Origin of the sequence: Parvibacter caecicola (genome assembly GCF_003725335.1) — a bacterium.
GTDB classification, from domain to species: Bacteria; Actinomycetota; Coriobacteriia; order Coriobacteriales; family Eggerthellaceae; genus Parvibacter; species Parvibacter caecicola.
In genome coordinates this window covers 226,916-243,537 of sequence record NZ_QIBY01000002.1, presented here as the reverse complement: position 1 = coordinate 243,537, position 16,622 = coordinate 226,916, and the positions used below count along the sequence as shown (strand labels likewise).

The 16,622-nt window shown below is 62.5% G+C and carries 13 protein-coding genes; 9 read left to right on the top strand and 4 right to left on the bottom strand.

The annotated features are described in order from the left end of the window. The first annotated feature begins 2 nt into the window (after positions 1–2). Both DMP11_RS03000 and htpG read left to right on the top strand, forming a co-directional pair. Positions 3–623: a 4Fe-4S dicluster domain-containing protein gene (locus DMP11_RS03000; RefSeq protein WP_123185013.1), complete on the top strand. Its 621-nt coding sequence runs from the start codon at positions 3–5 to the stop codon at positions 621–623. Between the two features lie 347 nt (positions 624–970). After that, positions 971–2,902 carry a molecular chaperone HtpG gene (gene htpG, locus DMP11_RS02995; protein WP_123185012.1) on the top strand — a complete coding sequence of 644 codons (1,932 nt, stop codon included), beginning with the start codon at positions 971–973 and terminating at the stop codon, positions 2,900–2,902. A gap of 170 nt (positions 2,903–3,072) precedes the next feature. Here htpG and DMP11_RS02990 read toward each other — a convergent pair whose 3' ends face one another. Next, positions 3,073–4,806 carry a helix-turn-helix transcriptional regulator gene (locus tag DMP11_RS02990; protein WP_123185011.1) on the bottom strand — a complete coding sequence of 578 codons (1,734 nt, stop codon included), beginning with the start codon at positions 4,804–4,806 and terminating at the stop codon, positions 3,073–3,075. A 203-nt stretch (positions 4,807–5,009) separates the two neighbouring features. On the opposite strand from DMP11_RS02990, the gene DMP11_RS02985 reads away from it, so the two are divergent. The 4 genes from DMP11_RS02985 to DMP11_RS10195 all read left to right on the top strand — a co-directional run bounded on the left by DMP11_RS02985 (position 5,010) and on the right by DMP11_RS10195 (position 10,927). Then, entirely contained in the window at positions 5,010–7,208 is a 2,199-nt protein-coding gene (locus tag DMP11_RS02985; RefSeq protein WP_123185010.1) for a molybdopterin-containing oxidoreductase family protein, read from the top strand. After that, positions 7,209–7,745 carry a 4Fe-4S dicluster domain-containing protein gene (locus DMP11_RS02980; protein WP_123185009.1) on the top strand — a complete coding sequence of 179 codons (537 nt, stop codon included), beginning with the start codon at positions 7,209–7,211 and terminating at the stop codon, positions 7,743–7,745. 6 nt (positions 7,746–7,751) lie between these two features. Continuing rightward, positions 7,752–8,618 (top strand): NrfD/PsrC family molybdoenzyme membrane anchor subunit, encoded by an 867-nt coding sequence (gene nrfD / locus DMP11_RS02975; protein WP_123185008.1) that lies wholly within the window; start codon positions 7,752–7,754, stop codon positions 8,616–8,618. Between the two features lie 1,301 nt (positions 8,619–9,919). Next, positions 9,920–10,927 carry a hypothetical protein gene (locus DMP11_RS10195; protein WP_136845707.1) on the top strand — a complete coding sequence of 336 codons (1,008 nt, stop codon included), beginning with the start codon at positions 9,920–9,922 and terminating at the stop codon, positions 10,925–10,927. A gap of 352 nt (positions 10,928–11,279) precedes the next feature. On the opposite strand, the gene DMP11_RS02965 is transcribed toward DMP11_RS10195, so the two are convergent. Continuing rightward, positions 11,280–11,687 (bottom strand): hypothetical protein, encoded by a 408-nt coding sequence (locus tag DMP11_RS02965; protein ID WP_136845708.1) that lies wholly within the window; start codon positions 11,685–11,687, stop codon positions 11,280–11,282. A gap of 84 nt (positions 11,688–11,771) precedes the next feature. Between DMP11_RS02965 and DMP11_RS02960 the strand changes: the two genes are divergently transcribed. The 3 genes from DMP11_RS02960 (at position 11,772) to DMP11_RS02950 (ending at position 14,674) form a co-directional block, all read left to right on the top strand. Continuing rightward, entirely contained in the window at positions 11,772–12,968 is a 1,197-nt protein-coding gene (locus tag DMP11_RS02960) for a putative ABC transporter permease (RefSeq protein WP_123185005.1), read from the top strand. A 69-nt stretch (positions 12,969–13,037) separates the two neighbouring features. Next, entirely contained in the window at positions 13,038–13,568 is a 531-nt protein-coding gene (locus DMP11_RS02955) for an adenine phosphoribosyltransferase (protein ID WP_123185004.1), read from the top strand. An 11-nt stretch (positions 13,569–13,579) separates the two neighbouring features. Then, positions 13,580–14,674 (top strand): TrmH family RNA methyltransferase, encoded by a 1,095-nt coding sequence (locus DMP11_RS02950; protein WP_235869375.1) that lies wholly within the window; start codon positions 13,580–13,582, stop codon positions 14,672–14,674. Here DMP11_RS02950 and DMP11_RS02945 read toward each other — a convergent pair. Together DMP11_RS02945 and mazG are read right to left on the bottom strand one after the other, a co-directional pair. Continuing rightward, a complete protein-coding gene (locus DMP11_RS02945; RefSeq protein ID WP_123185003.1) occupies positions 14,671–15,120 on the bottom strand; it encodes a hypothetical protein in 450 nt (149 codons plus the stop codon). The genes DMP11_RS02950 and DMP11_RS02945 overlap by 4 nt on opposite strands. Positions 15,121–15,184: 64 nt before the next feature. Continuing rightward, positions 15,185–16,075, bottom strand: a complete 891-nt coding sequence (gene mazG, locus DMP11_RS02940; RefSeq protein ID WP_123185002.1) for a nucleoside triphosphate pyrophosphohydrolase — start codon at positions 16,073–16,075, stop codon at positions 15,185–15,187. Positions 16,076–16,622: the final 547 nt, after the last annotated feature.

Genomic DNA, 16,622 nt, shown 5'->3' with positions numbered 1-16,622 from the left:
CCATGACTCAATACACGCTTGCCATCGATCTCAACCGCTGCGTGGGCTGCATGAGCTGCAACGCCTCCTGCAAAACGGTGAACAACGTGCCCATCGGCAACTTCTGGAACAAGGTGCTGCGCGTGGGGCCCACTCCCATGTACGAAGGGGCGGTGTTCCCCGACGTGGAGTGGTACTACCTGCCGCTGCAGTGCCAGCACTGCGAGAACCCCGCCTGCGTGGAAGTGTGCCCAACCGAGGCCAGCCACAAGATTGCCGACGGCACCGTGCAGATTGACAAAGAGAAGTGCATCGGCTGCCAGTTCTGCGCCATGGCCTGCCCGTATGGGGTTCGCTACCTGAACGAAGAGGAACGGGTGGTGGAGAAGTGCACCCTCTGCGAGCAGCAGATTGCCCAAGGGGAGCTGCCCCAGTGCGTCAGCCAGTGCGTGGGCCTGGCCAAGTTCTTCGGCGATATTGGGGCCGACCCCACCATGGCCAGCTTCAAGGGCGGCTACAACACCACCCTCGGGGAAGCGGCCCGCGAATACAAGCCGGAAGAGGTGCACCGTCTCACCGATGTGGGCAACGGGCCTTCCATGGTGTACATCCTGCGCGACAAGAAGTGGATCGAGGAGCTGTAACGCGCCCGTAGGCCGTCCGCCCCGCTTGCCGTTGCCCGGACAAGCGGGGTTGTTCGGGCAGGCGTGCTTTGCTGCGCCCAATCGGGCTTGCTCGTCAGGGACGTAATCGGGGCGGGGAGTTCGCCCGAATCCTCAAAATGGAAAAATCTTATAGCGCTTGACTTAGATTTCCTTCTGATTAGAATATGCGATTAGCACTCAACGAAGGAGATTGCTAACTGCTCTGGAGATGAGGAAACGCTTGGGCGGCAAGGGGCCCGCGAGCCCGGATGCCGCCGCTTGCGCCCTTATGCTGCGATGAGCGGGAAGCCTCCTTCCCCCGCACAACGCACACGAAAGAAGGTTCTATGCGCAAGTTCAAAACCGAGAGCAAAAAACTGCTCGACCTCATGATCAACTCCATTTACACCAACCGTGAAATCTTCCTGCGCGAGTTGATTTCCAACGCGTCCGACGCGGTGGACAAGCTGTACTTCCGCAGCTTGGTGGATGAAACCGTGTCCATCAACCGCGCTGATTTGGCCATCACGGTGGCCTTCGACGGCAACGGTCGCACCGTTACCGTGTCCGACAACGGCATCGGCATGAGCAAAGACGACCTGGACAAGAACCTGGGCACCATCGCCCATTCCGACTCGTTCGAGTTCAAGGCCGACCAAGCCAAGAACACCCCGGGTGAGGAAAAGGGCCTGGACGACATGACCGACGTGGACATCATCGGCCAGTTCGGCGTGGGCTTCTACTCCGCCTTCATGGTGGGTAAGAAGGTGCAGGTGGTGTCGAAGGCCTACGGCAGCGACGAGGGCTGGATGTGGGAAAGCGACGGCGTGGACGGCTACGACCTGAAGCCGGCCCAGCGGGAAACCCACGGCACCGACGTCATCGTGTACCTGAAGGACAACACCGACGACGAGAGCTACGACACCTTCGCCACGGAAATGGGGCTGAAGAACCTCATCAAACGCTACAGCAACTACGTGCGCTACCCCATCCAGATGGAAGTGACCAAAACCCGCCAAATTGAAGCGGAAGAGGAGGGCGAAACGCCCCATTGGGAGAACTACACCGAGGTGGAAACCGTCAATTCGATGATCCCCATCTGGAAGCGCAAGGGCGCGGAGGTGAGCCAGGAGGAGTACGACGAGTTCTACAAAACCGACTTCCACGACTACGAGGCGCCGGCCCGCACCTTCAGCGTGCATGCCGAAGGCGCCCTTACCTATGACGCGCTGATGTTCGTGCCGGCCCATGCTGCCTACGACTATTACACCCGCGATTTCAAGAAGGGGCTGGCCCTGTACAGCGCAAACGTGCTGATCATGGACAAGTGCGAAGAGCTTTTGCCCGACTATTTCAGCTTCGTGCGCGGCGTGGTGGACTCCGCCGACCTCACTTTGAACATCTCCCGCGAAACCCTGCAGCACAACAGCCAGCTGCGGGCCATCGCGCGGCGCTTGGAGAAGAAGATCAAGGCCGATTTGGTGGCCTATCGCACCGACGACCGCGAGGGTTACGAGAAGTTCTTCGAGAACTTCGGCCGCAATATGAAGTACGGCATCTACTCCTCGTACGGCGCGGCGAAGGGGGCGGTGGCCGATTTGCTGCTGTTCTATTCGGCCCAGCAGCAGAAGCTGGTGACGCTGGATGAGTACCTGGAGGCGGCCCCTGAGGGGCAAAACGCCATTTACTACGCGGTGGGCTCTAGCTTAGAGCACCTGGCCAAAATGCCCATCGTCACCACGGTGTTGGCGAAGGGCCACGACGTTCTGCTGTGCCCCGACGAGGTGGACGAGTTCTGCTTCATGGCCATGATGGACTACAACGAGACGCCGCTGAAAAACGTGTCTTCCGAGGATTTGGGCCTTACCACCGAGGAAGAGAAGAAGGAGGCGGAAGAGGCCACCGAGAAGAACGCCGGCCTGTTCGACGCCATGACCGATGCGCTGGCGGGCAAGGTGGAGAAGGTGGTGGTTTCCACCCGCGTGAGCGATGCGCCGGCGGTGCTCACCTGCGAGGGTCCGGTGTCGCTGCAGATGGCGGCCACCATGAAGGCCCAGATGGGGGATGCGGCCGAGGGCATGCCGCCCATCCCGGTGGTGTTGGAGATGAACCCGAAGCACGTCGTGTTCGAGGTGCTGCAGAAGGCGCAAGCAGCGGGCGACACCGACAAGGTGGCCAGCTACGCCAGCATTCTGTACGACCAGGCCATGCTGGTGGAGGGCCTGCCCATCGACGACCCGGTGGCCTTCGCCCAGAAGGTGGCCGACCTGATGAAATAGGCTGCGGTCTGAAAACCGCGGCAGTTGCGAAAGGCCGGAAGCGCTGGCTTCCGGCCTTTTTGCGTTTGCGCACGAGACGCCATTTCGCCTGCGCGTCCTTCGGCTATCGTTGCATCGCCCCGTCCTGTGTTCCGCCTTATGCGCCCCGCGTGCCCTAACGGCGAGCGCCGTTAGGGCACGCGAAGGTAATGATCGATGAGATCGATGAGCTGCTGCTTTGAATGGAGGTCGGTCTTTTCGAGAATGCGGCGGGTGTGGGTGCGAATGGTGCTCTCGGACACGAACAGCGCTTCGGCAATGACCCGGGCCGAGCGGCCGCGGGCCAGGTAGGGCAGTACTTCTGCCTCGCGCCGGGTGAGGCCGTAATCGCGAGCCAGCAGCTCGAACAGCCCTTCCTCGTCGACTGCTACCTCTTCGTTAGAGGCATTGGCGGCAGGGGAGGGGCTGGCGCTGGCCGCGACGGCTTGCGGTTCTAAGTCGGCCACTTTTGAGGGCGCGGCGCCCACTGCTGGGGCGGTCGGTTGGGGGGGGGCGGCCGCCGCGTGGGGGCACGCCTGGCCAGTGCGGGCACAGGCCGGATGGCCATCGTTGGCAAGACCCCGAATTTCCGCGCCTGCAGTTGCACCGGCATCGCTGCCGCTCTCGTTTGCGGCGCCACTGTTCTGCAGCAGTGCGTCGGCTTCCCGCTTCGCCAGCTGCTCGGTCTTGCGCCTCCGCGTGCTCCAGAAATAGAAAAACAGCAGCATGAACAGGGCATACAGTGCGCCGGCAGATATGGCTACCAGCGATGTGGGCGACTCGTCGGGAACGAGCATCACGACGTAGCCCAGCCCCATGCCGATGAGGCGGGACAGAATGGAAAGAGCGCGCACGATGCCTCCCACGATGAAACCGGAGATGGCGAAATCGTATGCAACGGTGGCCACCGAGTACCAGATGATGACATCGAACACGCCGTAGCAAGCGCTCATGATGGAGTTCAGCAAAATGGGATTGTCGTGCCATACGAAGGGCATGATGGCGAAGAACACCACCAGCAGGGGGACAAGTACTTGGTAGGCCAAGGCCAGGTTGGTGCGGCGCTGGGCGATGGACACAAACCCCAGTAGCGCCAGTGCCACCACCAAATTGAATACCAGCGGTAGTTGATGGGCGTTGGTGACGGACTTCACTGAAAGCACTGCCATTTCCCAGATGAAACCGAACAGGCAGGAAAGAATGAGGCTGGCTACGATGAGCCCCAGCAGGCTTTCCAGTGCTTTGAGGCTGCGGTTCTGGCCGGTTTTGCGCACGGTAGCTGGGCCAGGGTATTGGCGGCGGCAGCGAGCCAGGCACCATAGGGAGATGCAGGGCAGGGGCACCATAAGCGCCAGTGATGGGATGGGGGTGCACTGCGCTGCAAGTCCGATGACAGAAAACAGTGCAGCGGTGACCACGAAGCAAAGGGGCAGGTAGATGGCGGTGTAGCACGGATTCATGCGGCCGTAACATTCGGCCCATCCGCCCCACATGAACCCGTAGCAGGCGCCGGTGAGAGCCGAACCCGCCACCATGATGACGAAGGGCGCCGGCCCGGGCGTTTCGCCGGCCACAAACAACAGTGCCAGCCCCAGTATCGTCGCCGCCGCCACGGCGCTCAGAGGGATGCGTTTGAAAAAGAGCGGGTTGCGCTCGGCCACCGAGGCGAAGGCGAAAAGCGTCGTCATGTTGGCGGTAAACGAGATGAGGGTGACGATGCTGGCCGGCAGGGGGCTGTCCAGGATGCCGGAAAGCAGGATGGAGGAGCGGAATGTGAGCATGCTGCAGGCCCAGAAAAACGCCATGCCCACGTGATGGAAGCGCAGCGTTTTCCACGCTGGCTTCAAGCTGGCGCAGGTGGTTTCCCTTTCGCGCAGAGCCCCCATTGACCCCTCTTTCCCCTTGTTTATTCGCGTGTTCTCAATCCGGCGTTGCCCATTTTAAATCCCCAGGCCGGATTTGAAATCATCAGAAACTGATGACAACGGTTTGCGGTGCCGCTCCTAAGATGCGCCCTGTGAAGCGAAGGCGCGTACCGCCGCAGCAGCGGCTGGGAAACGCGCTTCCATTCGTACAGAAAGGGGAGGACATGGCAAGCAACTTGTCTCGAAGGGGCTTCCTTCGGGGAACTGCCGCGGTGGCGGCGGGCAGCGCCATTGCCGGCGGAACCCTGGCGGCCGGCAGCATGGTTGCCTGGGGTGCCGATGAGGGGACGGCTGCGGGCGAGGTTCGCCAGGCGCCGTCATTGTGCAACGGCTGCTCCAGCAAGTGCGGACTGGTGGGCACTACGGTGGACGGCAAGTTGTGGACTTTGGAGGGGGCAAAGAACCACCCTTATTCCAAGGGCACCATTTGCGGTCGCGGCCACGGCGTAGCCCAAATGGCCTACAACGACGAACGGCTCACCCAGCCGCTGCGCCGCAAAGAGGACGGCACCTTCGAGCCCATCAGCTGGGACGAGGCCAACCGCGAAATAGCCGAAAAAGTGGCGGCCATCATCGCTGAGGGCGGCCCGGAGGCGTTGGCGCTCATCCACGACCCGCGACCGTCCGGCAAGTATTACGGCCCCCGGTTCCTGAACGCGTTGGGGTCGCCCAACGTGTACACCCACGGCGCCGCCTGCAACGCCTCGAAGGAAAGCGGCATCACCTACACCACCGGCGCCTCCAATTTCTCGGTGGATTTCGCCAACGCAAAAATGGTGGTGTTCATCGGCCGCAGCTACGGTGACGCCATTCGCCCGTCTTCGGTGCAGAGCCTGGCCAACGCCGCCGACGCCGCCAAGCGCATCGTGGTGGTGGATCCGCGCCTCAGCAATTCGGCCATCTTCGCCACCGACTGGGTGCCCATCAAGCCCGGCACCGACATCGCGCTTCTGTTGGCTCTCGCCAACGTGCTTGTGACCGACAACCTCTACGACCACGACTTTGTGGAGAACCACTCCGTCGGCTTTGACGAGTTCGCCGCCGAAATTGCCCCTTGCACGCCGGAATGGGCGGAAGGGGTGTGCGAGGTGCCGGCCGACACCATCCGCGAGCTGGCCGAAGCCCTGGCGAAGGCGGCGCCGGCCGCTGCCATCGAGCCCTCCTGGCGCGCCGCCTTCGGTTGCTCCTACGCCAACTCCTTCGACACCGCTCGCGCCGTGTGTGCGGTGAACGCCCTGCTGGGCAGCTGGGGGCAGAAGGGCGGCGCGCTAATCACTTCATCTCCCAAAGCCGGCGACCTGGACAAAACCCGGTTCCCCTCGGTGCCCAAGCCTGAGGTCAAACGCGTGGGTGACGCCGAGTACCCGCTGGCGCTTTCCGGCATGGGCTCGAATTTGGCGGCGCTGCAGGCGGCGCTGGACGGGAAGATGCGCGGCTTTTTCTTCTACAACTCCAATGCGGCCCAGGGCTACGCCAATCCCAAGGTGTGGCGCGAGGGCTTAGGGCGCGCCGACTTGGTGGTGACCATCGACGTGCAGATGAGCGAAACCGCCCTGCTGTCCCATTACGTGCTGCCGGAGTGCACCTACATCGAGCGCATGGAGCTGCCGGAGTTCATCGGCGGCAAGAAGCATTACGTGGGGATGCGCACTCCCATCATCGAGCGGGTGCATCCCGAAACTCGCTCTTGCGACGAGATCTTCTGCGGGCTTGCCGAAGCTTGCGGAGTGGGGCAGTACTTCGACTTCACCCTGGAGGAACTGGCGGCCGCCCAGTTGGAGAGCGTGGGCACCAGCCTGGAGGAGGTGCGGGAAGCCGGCGTGGTGGAGCTGGCCGACCCTGGCTTCGAGTACAAGGTGCCGAAGTTCAAGACGGAATCCGGCAAGTTCGAGTTCGCGAACGCCAAGGTGGGCGAGGCGGGCCTGAACCCGGTGATCGGCTACGTGCCCCGTATGGTGGAGGCCGCCGGCGACGAGCTGTACCTGGTGGGCGGCAAGCAGGGCATCCATTCCCACACCATGACCCAGAACATCGCTTCCATGAACGCCATTTCCCGCGAGTACAACCTGGAGCGGCTGTGGATGGCCGCCTCCGACGCCCAGGCCCGCGGCATCGCCGATGGTGACCTGGTGGAGGTGGCTTCCAGCGAGGCTACCGGTCAGGTGCGGGTGCGGGTTACTGAGCGGCTGCGTCCTGGCGTGCTGTTCCTGCCCACCCACTACGGCACCACGTCGCCCTACCAAACGCGCGCCTGCGGGTTCGGCATCAATCTGATGGACTTCGTGCCATTCCGGATGGAGCCGGGCACGGGCGCGGCCATGAGCCAGGAGGTGGCCGTTACGGTGAGGAAGGTGGAAGAATAAATGACGCGCTACGGAATGCTGATCAACACCAAAAAGTGCGTGGGCTGCTACGCCTGCCGCATGGCCTGTCAGATGAACAACCACCTGGAGGCCACCGAGAGCTTCATTAGCTACGAGGAGCGGGAAACTGGCGCCTTCCCCCATGTGTACGCCGAGGTGGTGCCGGTGCAGTGCATGCATTGCGAGGATGCGCCGTGCCAAAGCGTGTGCCCCACCCATGCCACTTACACCACCGACTCCGGCGTGGTTTTGGTGGACGAGGGCAAGTGCATCGGCTGCAAATACTGCATGGCCGCCTGTCCGTACGGCGTCCGCATCCAAATCGAGAGCACCGGCGTTATCGAGAAGTGCCGTTTCTGCTGGGATGGCCAAGACGCGGGCAACCCGCCGAAGTGCGTGAACACTTGCATTTCGGGCGCGCGGGTGTTCGGCGATTTGGACGATCCGGAAAGCGACATCAGCCGCGAGATCGCGCGCACCAACGCCCAGCCCCTTTCGGGCAATTTGACCAAAGCCAAGATTTTCTACGTGAGGTGATGACCAATGGTTTGGGGACCTATGATTGCGTGGTACCTGTTTTTGGCAGGTGCCTCGGCCGGGGCGTTTCTGACGTCGGCCTTTGTGGAGCGGAAGTACCCCGATAGCGTGAAGATGCGGGTGGCGGGGCGCCTTATCGCGCCGGTGTTTCTGGCCATCGGCCTCGTGATGCTGATGCTGGACGCCGAAGCTGGGCTGCATAATCCGCTGCGCTTCATTTACCTGGTGATGAATCCCGGTTCGGTGATGACGCTGGGGGTGTACTTCATCTGCGTGTTCATGCCGGTGACGCTGGCGGTTGCGCTGCTGGAGATTTTGCGGCGCCCGGTGCCCGGGTGGCTCACTTGGGTGGGGGTGGTTGCCGCCTTCGCCGTGGCCGCCTACACTGGCTTTTTGCTGGGGGTGGTGCAGGCGTTCCCGCTGTGGAACAACGCCATTTTGCCGGTGCTGTTCGTGGTGTCGGCCCTGTCTGCCGGCCTGGCTGCCACCAGCCTGGTGGGGCTGGTGCTCGACCGCGAGCGCTTCGAGCAGATGTGGCTCATCAAGAAAACCCACGTCATCCTGTCGGCCATCGAGCTGGTGGTGCTGTTCACCATGCTGGTTATCGTTAGCTCCGGCAGCCCCGAGGGGGCCGCGTCGGTGGCGTCGCTGGTGTCGGGCCAGTACGCGCCGGCGTTTTGGGGTGGCCTGGTGCTGCTGGGCTTGGTGGCGCCGTTTCTCATCGAGGGTTACCCGGTGTTCATCACGAAGAAGGTGGAAACGGGTACCACTTCGCTGGTGGTGAGCATCATCGGCGAGTCGGGGGTGCTGGTGGGCGGCTTCCTGCTGCGCCTGCTGGTGATCATGGCCGCCCTGCCGGTGGTGTTCCTCTAGCAACTGCGCTATCCCCCCTGCGCCCGCAGGGAGGGGCACGCCGTCTGTGCCGGCGAGGGGGTATGCCGCCTGCCGGCGCAGTGGCCACCCGCGCCGCCTGCCGGCCGTGCTGCTTAGCCGCCATGCCGTCTCCGTCCCCGCACGGGACTGCCCATTGCCCCCTCGTCTGCCGTTCCGCCTCGACCTGCGTGCGCCCCGCGCCGCCCATTGGTGGTTCCGCCCGGCTGGGTGTGCCTCCCTATGCGCCCGTCGGTTGTTTTGCCCGGTCGGGCCCTTTGCCCCCCGCGCTGCCCGTCGGTCCGTCCGGGTGCGCCACCATGTGCGCGCCCGGTCGTTCCGCCTGGCCCAGGCGCCCCTCCGTACGCCGGGGCCGATGCGGTGGGGTGTCTGCGCTTGTCGTCTGCAATCGGGGAGGGGTCTTAGTTGATCGCCGGTTTCCCTTCATGCAAAGCGGCCCCTCCCGTTGCCCTGCTCTTTACTTCTCCAGCTGGCTACCGGCTGGCGCACGCTGCCATCCGGGGCATTTTCCTCGGTTACCAAAGTCGCCAAAATGCGCACGAGCCTACGCGTTTTGACGACTTTGGTAACCTTCTCTGTTTTATGTGAACGCGTATAGGGTCAGCGAAAAAAGCGGATAGGCTGTTGAGCTGGGAAAACGCTCATACTTGTGGTGAGCTCTCCCCATGAGCCTGGAAGATGCTTACCAAAACCGATGAAATGTGGCCTGATTTCGTACCAAAGTCTCCAAAACGTGTAGGCTTGTGCGCATTTTGGAGACTTTGGTAACGGGCGCTCAGCAGCGCGGTCTGTTGCTGTTCAAGAGGCGAAGGGCACTCTGCGCTGAACTCGGGCATGGATGCGGGGGGGTGTGGGGTGCGGAATCGTGTAAGCGCCAGCCGGAGCGCGCGGGGGCGGGGGCCGGGTGGAACGCGCGAGGGCATGAGAACGACATGCGTAGGTGCATGGCGTGGTGTGTAGGTGCGTGGCGCGGCGTGCGGGGCACATGGCGTGATGCGGGCGCGCAGGCCGTCCGGTGCGGTGGAAGGCTTGGGGTTCTGGCGCGAGGATCGCTTTGGGTTCAAGGCGAGCGCAGGGGTGGCCTGCGCTCGCCGTTTCGCCAAAATTCCCTGGATTTGCGCCGCCGTTTCCACGGCGATTCATCAGCAAGTCGCCAAAGTTTCACCAGGTCACAAAGGTTTTCTTAAGGAAATTGGCGATTCTCTGGAGGTAGGCCAACAAGGCTCCATTCGGTGGAAGCCCCGCTATTCTTGGGCCACCGTTTCTTTGGGGGAGGGGTTCTCATGAAGGTGGTCCTGCATCCGTTTTCTGCAATTTGCTACTGGCTAACCGTGGAGGCCTTGCCTGCAGTTTCCGTTCGACTTGACGGCCGGCATGCCAAAGGTTTCACTCCTTCCCGAGGGGTCGCCGATTACCTTCGGGCTGTTTGTCCGGCGCTCTCGTTCCCGGTGCATGTGCTCGTGGGGTCGGGCCGGCGCACTGCAAGGGCGGACTTTTGCTTTCATCGTTTTCCGGTGGCCTGGCAAAAGGTGGTTTTCTATCCTGTGGCGTCGGGCGTGTACGTTCCATCGCCCGCGGCAACTCTGGTCGGGATCGCTCCTTTGCTCGGCTTTGAAGACTTGTGCTTTCTGGCCAATACATTGTGCGGTTGTTTTCGGCTCGACCCTGTCTCGCCGTCCGGGCTTGCATCGCGTGAGCCATTGTCGGTCCCCGCGTCTGTCGGCGAGCTACTGGCGAACAACCCCCGAATTAGAGGTGGTCGTAGTTGCGCAGGGGTGCTCCCCTTTGTTTCGGGCGGAGCCGATTCCCCGCCCGAGGTGTTTATGAAAATGGTGTTTTCGCTTCCTGCGCATCGAGGGGGTTTGGCGTTTGGGGATGTCCAGGCAAACCGCGATTACCATCCATCGCCCAGAGGCAAATCAATTGCCGGGCGCAATGTACTGAGGCCCGACCTTTTGATTGCGGGACCGAAGGGCAAAGCCGCCATTGAGTACGATTCCGATGCGGTGCACCTTGTGAGCAGTCAGGCCGTCCGTGACGAATCGAAGCGCCTCGCGCTCGAAGCGGATGGGTTCAAAGTGGTGTCTCTGAGGCCTTCGCAATTGGGCAATCGGTTGTACATGGAAAAAGTGGGCGCTGAGCTGCGCCGTAATTTAGGTTTGAGGCCGCTGGCGAGGATGGATGACTTTTTGGAAGCGCGGATCCGGCTATTCCAGATGAGCAGGACTTACGCACGCTATTTCGACGGGACGCTTGGCGAGAACCGTGGAGCATCCGGGCTTACTCTGTAGGTAGTGTCGTTTGCGGCGAGTGGGTGGATGCGATCGGTTGTAGCTGCAGTGGCGCGTCTCCTGCGACGATTCGCCACTGATGGGTACCAAAATCGCCAAAACGCGCGTACTCCTACACGTTTTGGCGACTTCGGTACGGTGCCCGACAGAAGAGCAATCATTATTCGTGTCCTAATATAGTGTTGACCTGGATATATGATGAGGGAGATAAAAAGGTGAAAAGCGAGGGCTTTTGGCTGTAACCGAAGTTGTCAAAAGGCGTTGAATTGAGTCACCAAAGTCGACAAAAGATGCGTCGTTGCGCGCTATGTCAACTTTGGTGACGGTTGGCCTTGCTGGTTGAGTGCTTGGGCTAGGCGCGCGTGGGGCGCATGGCCGCCAGCCAGATAAGGGAAAGCGCCAAGTTCAGGATGAGGCTGGTGGGCAGGCCGCTGCCCACGGCGCTGCAGCACAGAAGCGCAAGCACCGAGGCCACCGCATCCACCAGCGCCAGCGTGTGGGAAGACTTCCGCAGCTTGGGGCGCTTGGGGGCCAGTAGTGTCACGATGCCCAGATTGAGGGTGAGGCCGCTGGTGATGAGACCGCCGACGCCGATGGCGAAACGGGCAATGGAGGATTCGCCGGCCTCAACCTCGGGGAAGGCGAAGGAGCCGTAGATGACGGCGATGCCGGAAACCGCAAGGAGCGCTCCTGCCACCACCAAAAGACAGGCCAACCCCTTCGCGTATGGGGGCACTGGTTTGGAATTGTCGCTATCCATGGCCTCCCTGTTCTCGAAGCGGTTTTTCTTTCAAATCTCTGGAATTTGAAGCGGCATGATGGTTGTCATGATAGCATCCCCTGCATGCAGAAAGAGTTCGTTTCCGAAATAACACTGGAGATAGCTGAGGATAAGCCCGATGCTCGCATGCCCCTGATCATGAAGGTCATCGGGGCTTTGCTCATTTTGGGTGGGGCGCTGGCGGTGCTGGCGATGGCCGCGGTGATCGTGGGCTCGGGAATGGGAATGCGGCAGGGGCTGTTTGCGGACGACTCGGTGCTGTCCTTCATCCTGTACTGGGTGCTGGTCATCGCGCTGGGCTACGCCGCTGCCGCGTCGGTGGTGCTGGGGGTGCGTTTGGTGCGCGGCAATCGCCGCCGGGCGCGGCTGCTGGCGGAATCGGTGGCCATCGCGCTTGTGGTGGCCTTCGGGTCGGACTTCATGTTGGAGGGGATATCGGCCTCGGTGTGGCCTTTGGCGCTGACGGCGATCATTCTCATAGTGGCTCACGTGGTGGTGGATCCGGCGCTTTCCGACGAGCGCAGGCTGCAGCGTCAGCTGCGGATGATGGAAACCCGCGATGAGGCGGAAGAGGGCACGCTGGGGCTGGACAAAAGCGGCCAAGGTTTCATCGAGCTTGATTTCTTCAATATCTTCTGGATTTTTGTGGTGGCCAGCGTTATCGGCGTGGTAATCGAGAGCGTCTACCACGTGCTGGTGGTGGACTTCGGCCATTACGAAGATCGCGCCGGCCTGCTGTTCGGCCCGTTCTCGCCCATTTACGGCTGTGGCGCGGTGCTAATGACGTTGGCGCTGAACCGCTTCCACAAGGCGCCGGTGTGGACGGTGTTTTGCGTGAGTGCGGTTATCGGCGGCGCCTTCGAGTACTTTACCAGCTGCTTCATGGAATACTGTTTCGGGGCGGTGGCCTGGGATTACACCGGTACCTTCCTGAACATAAACGGGCGCACCAACTTCATGTTCATGTGCATGTGGGGGGCGCTGGGGGTTATGTGGATTCGCTGGGCGCTGCCGGCGCTGCTGTACGTGATCAACCTCATTCCCTGGCAGTGGCGCTATTCGGTTACGGCGGTGTGCGCGGTGCTGATGGTGGCGGATTGCTGCATGACGCTGGTGGCGCTAGACTGCTGGTACAGCCGCCTTTCAGGGCTTTCGCCCGACAACGCGCTGGAGTGGTTCTGCGCCGAGCACTTCGATAATACCTGGATGGAGAACCGCTTCGAGTCTATGAGCATCGTGCCTGACACAGCCCGTAGGTAGCCGAGCGAAGTGCTAGAATGGGGCGCGCTTTTGAATGCACCTGCCGCTTCCGCTAAGGAGAAAAACCTTATGACCCGTTTGTATGAGGACCTGATCATCGACATTCCCGACTACCCCGAGCCGGGCGTGGTCTTCAAGGACGTCACCCCGGTGTTCGCCGATGCCCGCGCCTTTGCCGGCGTGATCGACGACTTGGCCGAGCACTTTATCGGCTATGGCGTTACCAAGGTGCTGGGGGCCGAGGCCCGCGGTTTCATGGTGGGCTCTGCGGTGGCCTATCGGCTGGGGGCTGGGTTTGTGCCAGCGCGCAAGCCGGGCAAGTTGCCACGCAAGGTGGTTTCTCAGTCCTATGCGCTGGAATACGGCACCGATTCGCTGGAGATTCACGCCGACGCGCTTGAGCCCGGCGATGTGGTGCTGATCATCGACGACTTGGTGGCCACTGGCGGTACGGCCGTGGCTATGGCGAAGCTGGCGGAAAGCCAGGGGGCCAAGCTGGCAGGGATGGGCTTTTTCCTGGAGCTCGATTTCTTGAACCCGCGTGAGGCCATTGCCAAAGACGTGGATGTGGAAGTGTTCTCGTTGGTTCATGTGAAGTAACGGGGGCAGCGTTGCCGGTTATTCGTTTGCAGAATTTGGAAGACCCGCGGCTGCGGGTCTTTTCTTCCTATACCGACGGGCAGCTGCGGGACGGTCGCCAGATGGTGGGGTTGGCCCGCGATGTGGGGTTGGCGCCGGAAGCGCTGGCGGCTGGTGTGTTCGTTGCGGAATCGCGCAACGTGATCGAGCGTGCCATGGCAGCCGGCTGCGTGCCGTTTGCTCTGTTGGTGGAGGAGTGCTGGGAGGCTGCGGCGGCTCCGCTGTTGCAGCGGCTGGCGCAGGGTTGCGAAGGGGAGGCTGCGTCGAGCGGGGCTGTCGTTGTGGCGGGGGCGCCGGTCGCGAGCAACGGCGGCGGCGCGAAGTCGGCCTCGGTTGTGGAAGCAGAAGCGGGACCGGCCCCGGGTGCGGAAGCAAGTGGTGGCGCGGCCCCGGGCGTGGGTGCGATCGGGGGCAACGTGGGACCAGGTGCGGGCGCGAGAGCGCTGTCGGCCCCGCGCACGAGTTCCCCGTTTGGCGACTTGCCGATGTTCGTGGCAACGCGCGCCCAGGTGGAAGAGCTCACCGGGTTTCAGCGAACCCGCGGCCCTCTAGCGGCTTTTCTTCGTCCGGCGCTGCTGCCGTTGGAGGATCTGTTGGCAAGGGCGCGTCGTGTGGCAGTGCTGGAGGGAGTTACCAACTACACCAACATCGGTGCCATTTTCCGCAGCGCCGCTGCGCTGGGGGTAGATGCCGTGCTGCTGGACCCCACCTGCCACGATCCCCTGTACCGCCGCGCCGCCCGGGTGTCCATGGGCACGGTGTTCCAAGTGCCCTGGGGGCGCATCTCCGCCTTGGGGCAAGAAGGGGGAGGGCTGGCGCAATTGGCGGCCGCCGGGTTCCAAACCGTGGCGCTGGCTTTGGCGGACGGCGCCATCCCCATCAGCGACGAGCGCTTGAATGGGGTTGAGCGGCTGGCGCTGGTGCTGGGCAACGAGGAGCACGGCCTGGCGCCCGCTACCATTGCCGCCTGCGACCACACGGCCATCATCCCCATGGCCCACGGAGTAGATTCCCTGAACGTGGCCGCCGCCAGCGCCGTAGCCTTCTGGGAAACGCGGGCGTGTTAGAGGCTGTCTTGCGACCGGTGGCGTCCCCGGCCGCTCATTTTCAGCCATGCGAAGCTGGCGGCCATCAGTAGCAGGCCGGCGCCATCGAAGAGGATGAAACGCATTATGGCCGGCCCCGCCACGGCGGCGAAGCTGCCCAGTTGCAGGTAGAGGGCGCTCTCGCCCACGAGCCCTATCGCCTGTTGCGTGATGATGACGGCCCCCAGCACCTCGAAGCGCTGCGGCTGCCAAATGAACAGGGGATAGGTGGCGTTCCACATGAGGAAGGCCACCCCTAGCCCCGCCACGGCCAATTGTCCTTCGGGGCCGGAAAGCCCGAAGCCGCCCATGAAGCCGGCGGGGTGCGCGATGAACTGCACCGCGCACTGAACGTTGAGGGCGAACACCAGCCCGAAGCAGATGCGCGCTGCCCATGCGATCCGAGAGTCGCTCGTTTCCGCAGTCATGCTCGAAACCTTCCTAGAGAGGAGGGGGTGCTTTGCCGCCCCGCCAGAAATGCCCCTGCCGGGGTTAGCCCAGATGCTTTGCCATATCCCACAGCTGGTTCAGCTCGTCGGTGCCCAACTCTTCCACAGCGCGCCCCATGCCGGCGGCGGCCCCTTCGATGAAGGCCCAGCGTTCGCGGAACTTCACGCAAGTGGCCCGCAGTGCCCCTTCGGCGTTCACCCCCATGCGCCGCGCTACATTCACCAGCGTGAACAGCACGTCCCCCAGTTCCAGCTCCACCGCTTCAGCGGCGGCAGGGTTCTCCTCGGGCACGATGGCCCCCTTCGGGCTTTTGGGGGCGGCGGCATAGGCGGCCTGCAGTTCGGCCATCTCTTCAGCCACTTTCGCCCAAATGTCGTCGAGGGTATCCCATTCGAAACCGGCCTTCGCCGCTTTCTTGGAAATTTTCTGCGCTTGCATCAGGGCCGGAAAGCCGCTGGGCACACCGTCCAGCAGGCCAGGCGCTTCCGCCCCAGCGCCAGCCGCCTCCTGTGCTTTCACGTCTTCCCAAAGCGCCTTCACGTCGGCGCTGTTGGCGGCGCTTTCGCCTCCGAACACATGGGGATGGCGGCGAATCATCTTGTCGTTCACGTCGGCGCACACATCATCGATGGTGAACAGCCCCTCATCGGTGGCGATCTGGCTTTGCAGCACCACCTGCAGCAGTACGTCCCCCAGCTCTTCCCGCAAATGGCCCGCATCGCGCTTTTCGATGGCGTCCACCGCCTCATAGGCCTCTTCTATCATGTTGTGGGCGATGCTCTGGTGGGTTTGCTCGCGATCCCACGGACAGCCGTCCGGCATGCGCAGGGCGCAGATGGTGGCCACGAGGGCATCGAAGTTCGGGTGGCTGGTGGCTTGCGCTACGGCCTCGGCCACGCTTCGGGGCCGGGTGGCGAGGGATTCGATGGTCATGGGGTTCCTTCCGTTTTTGGACGCGTGCATGTTCTTCGCATTGTTGCGCCATATGGCCGTTTTTGCCGCCGCATTCACGAAATCGTTGCAAAAGCCGGCGGCGAGGGGGCTCGCCCTTGGCGGGAAGCAGGACGCGCCCCCTGGCGGGAACGGAGGCGCAGCGCCCGCTGGCACCGTGCCCCATTCGCGCCCGCGCAGCCGAAGTGTCGCATCGCTGCTTTGCCGCCCGTGCCCGCATCAGCCGCTTCGTCGGCAACCCCCGCAACCACGGTGGCAGGGGCTAAAAGTGCCGTTGCCATTTGGTCCCCCATCTGCCGGCCGGTGGCCGTTCGGGGCGCCTGATCGGCATCCATTCTTCACAACTCGGCCAAACCACCACAGGTTGTGAATGTTGCCCGCAAAAGGGCCCAGTGATTGCGTGGCCATCATCGCTCAACGTTTCATTTGGGCAACCTATCAGGTCATTTATTGCGCATGACCTAAAAATCTCGTGGAATATCCCCGAAGATGTTTTACTATTATCCCCACTAAACGTACGGTCGCGTCT

Excerpts from the sequence above, each read along its gene's own strand:
- DMP11_RS02985 (WP_123185010.1), top strand. The coding sequence starts at position 5,010 with ATGGCAAGCAACTTGTCTCGAAGGGGCTTCCTTCGGGGAACTGCCGCG.
- mazG (WP_123185002.1), bottom strand. The coding sequence starts at position 16,075 with ATGACCATCGAATCCCTCGCCACCCGGCCCCGAAGCGTGGCCGAGGCC.
- nrfD (WP_123185008.1), top strand. The coding sequence starts at position 7,752 with ATGGTTTGGGGACCTATGATTGCGTGGTACCTGTTTTTGGCAGGTGCC.
- DMP11_RS03000 (WP_123185013.1), top strand. The coding sequence starts at position 3 with ATGACTCAATACACGCTTGCCATCGATCTCAACCGCTGCGTGGGCTGC.
- DMP11_RS02960 (WP_123185005.1), top strand. The coding sequence starts at position 11,772 with ATGCAGAAAGAGTTCGTTTCCGAAATAACACTGGAGATAGCTGAGGAT.
- DMP11_RS02990 (WP_123185011.1), bottom strand. The coding sequence starts at position 4,806 with ATGGGGGCTCTGCGCGAAAGGGAAACCACCTGCGCCAGCTTGAAGCCA.
- htpG (WP_123185012.1), top strand. The coding sequence starts at position 971 with ATGCGCAAGTTCAAAACCGAGAGCAAAAAACTGCTCGACCTCATGATC.
- DMP11_RS02955 (WP_123185004.1), top strand. The coding sequence starts at position 13,038 with ATGACCCGTTTGTATGAGGACCTGATCATCGACATTCCCGACTACCCC.
- DMP11_RS02945 (WP_123185003.1), bottom strand. The coding sequence starts at position 15,120 with ATGACTGCGGAAACGAGCGACTCTCGGATCGCATGGGCAGCGCGCATC.
- DMP11_RS02980 (WP_123185009.1), top strand. The coding sequence starts at position 7,209 with ATGACGCGCTACGGAATGCTGATCAACACCAAAAAGTGCGTGGGCTGC.
- DMP11_RS02965 (WP_136845708.1), bottom strand. The coding sequence starts at position 11,687 with ATGGATAGCGACAATTCCAAACCAGTGCCCCCATACGCGAAGGGGTTG.
- DMP11_RS10195 (WP_136845707.1), top strand. The coding sequence starts at position 9,920 with ATGAAGGTGGTCCTGCATCCGTTTTCTGCAATTTGCTACTGGCTAACC.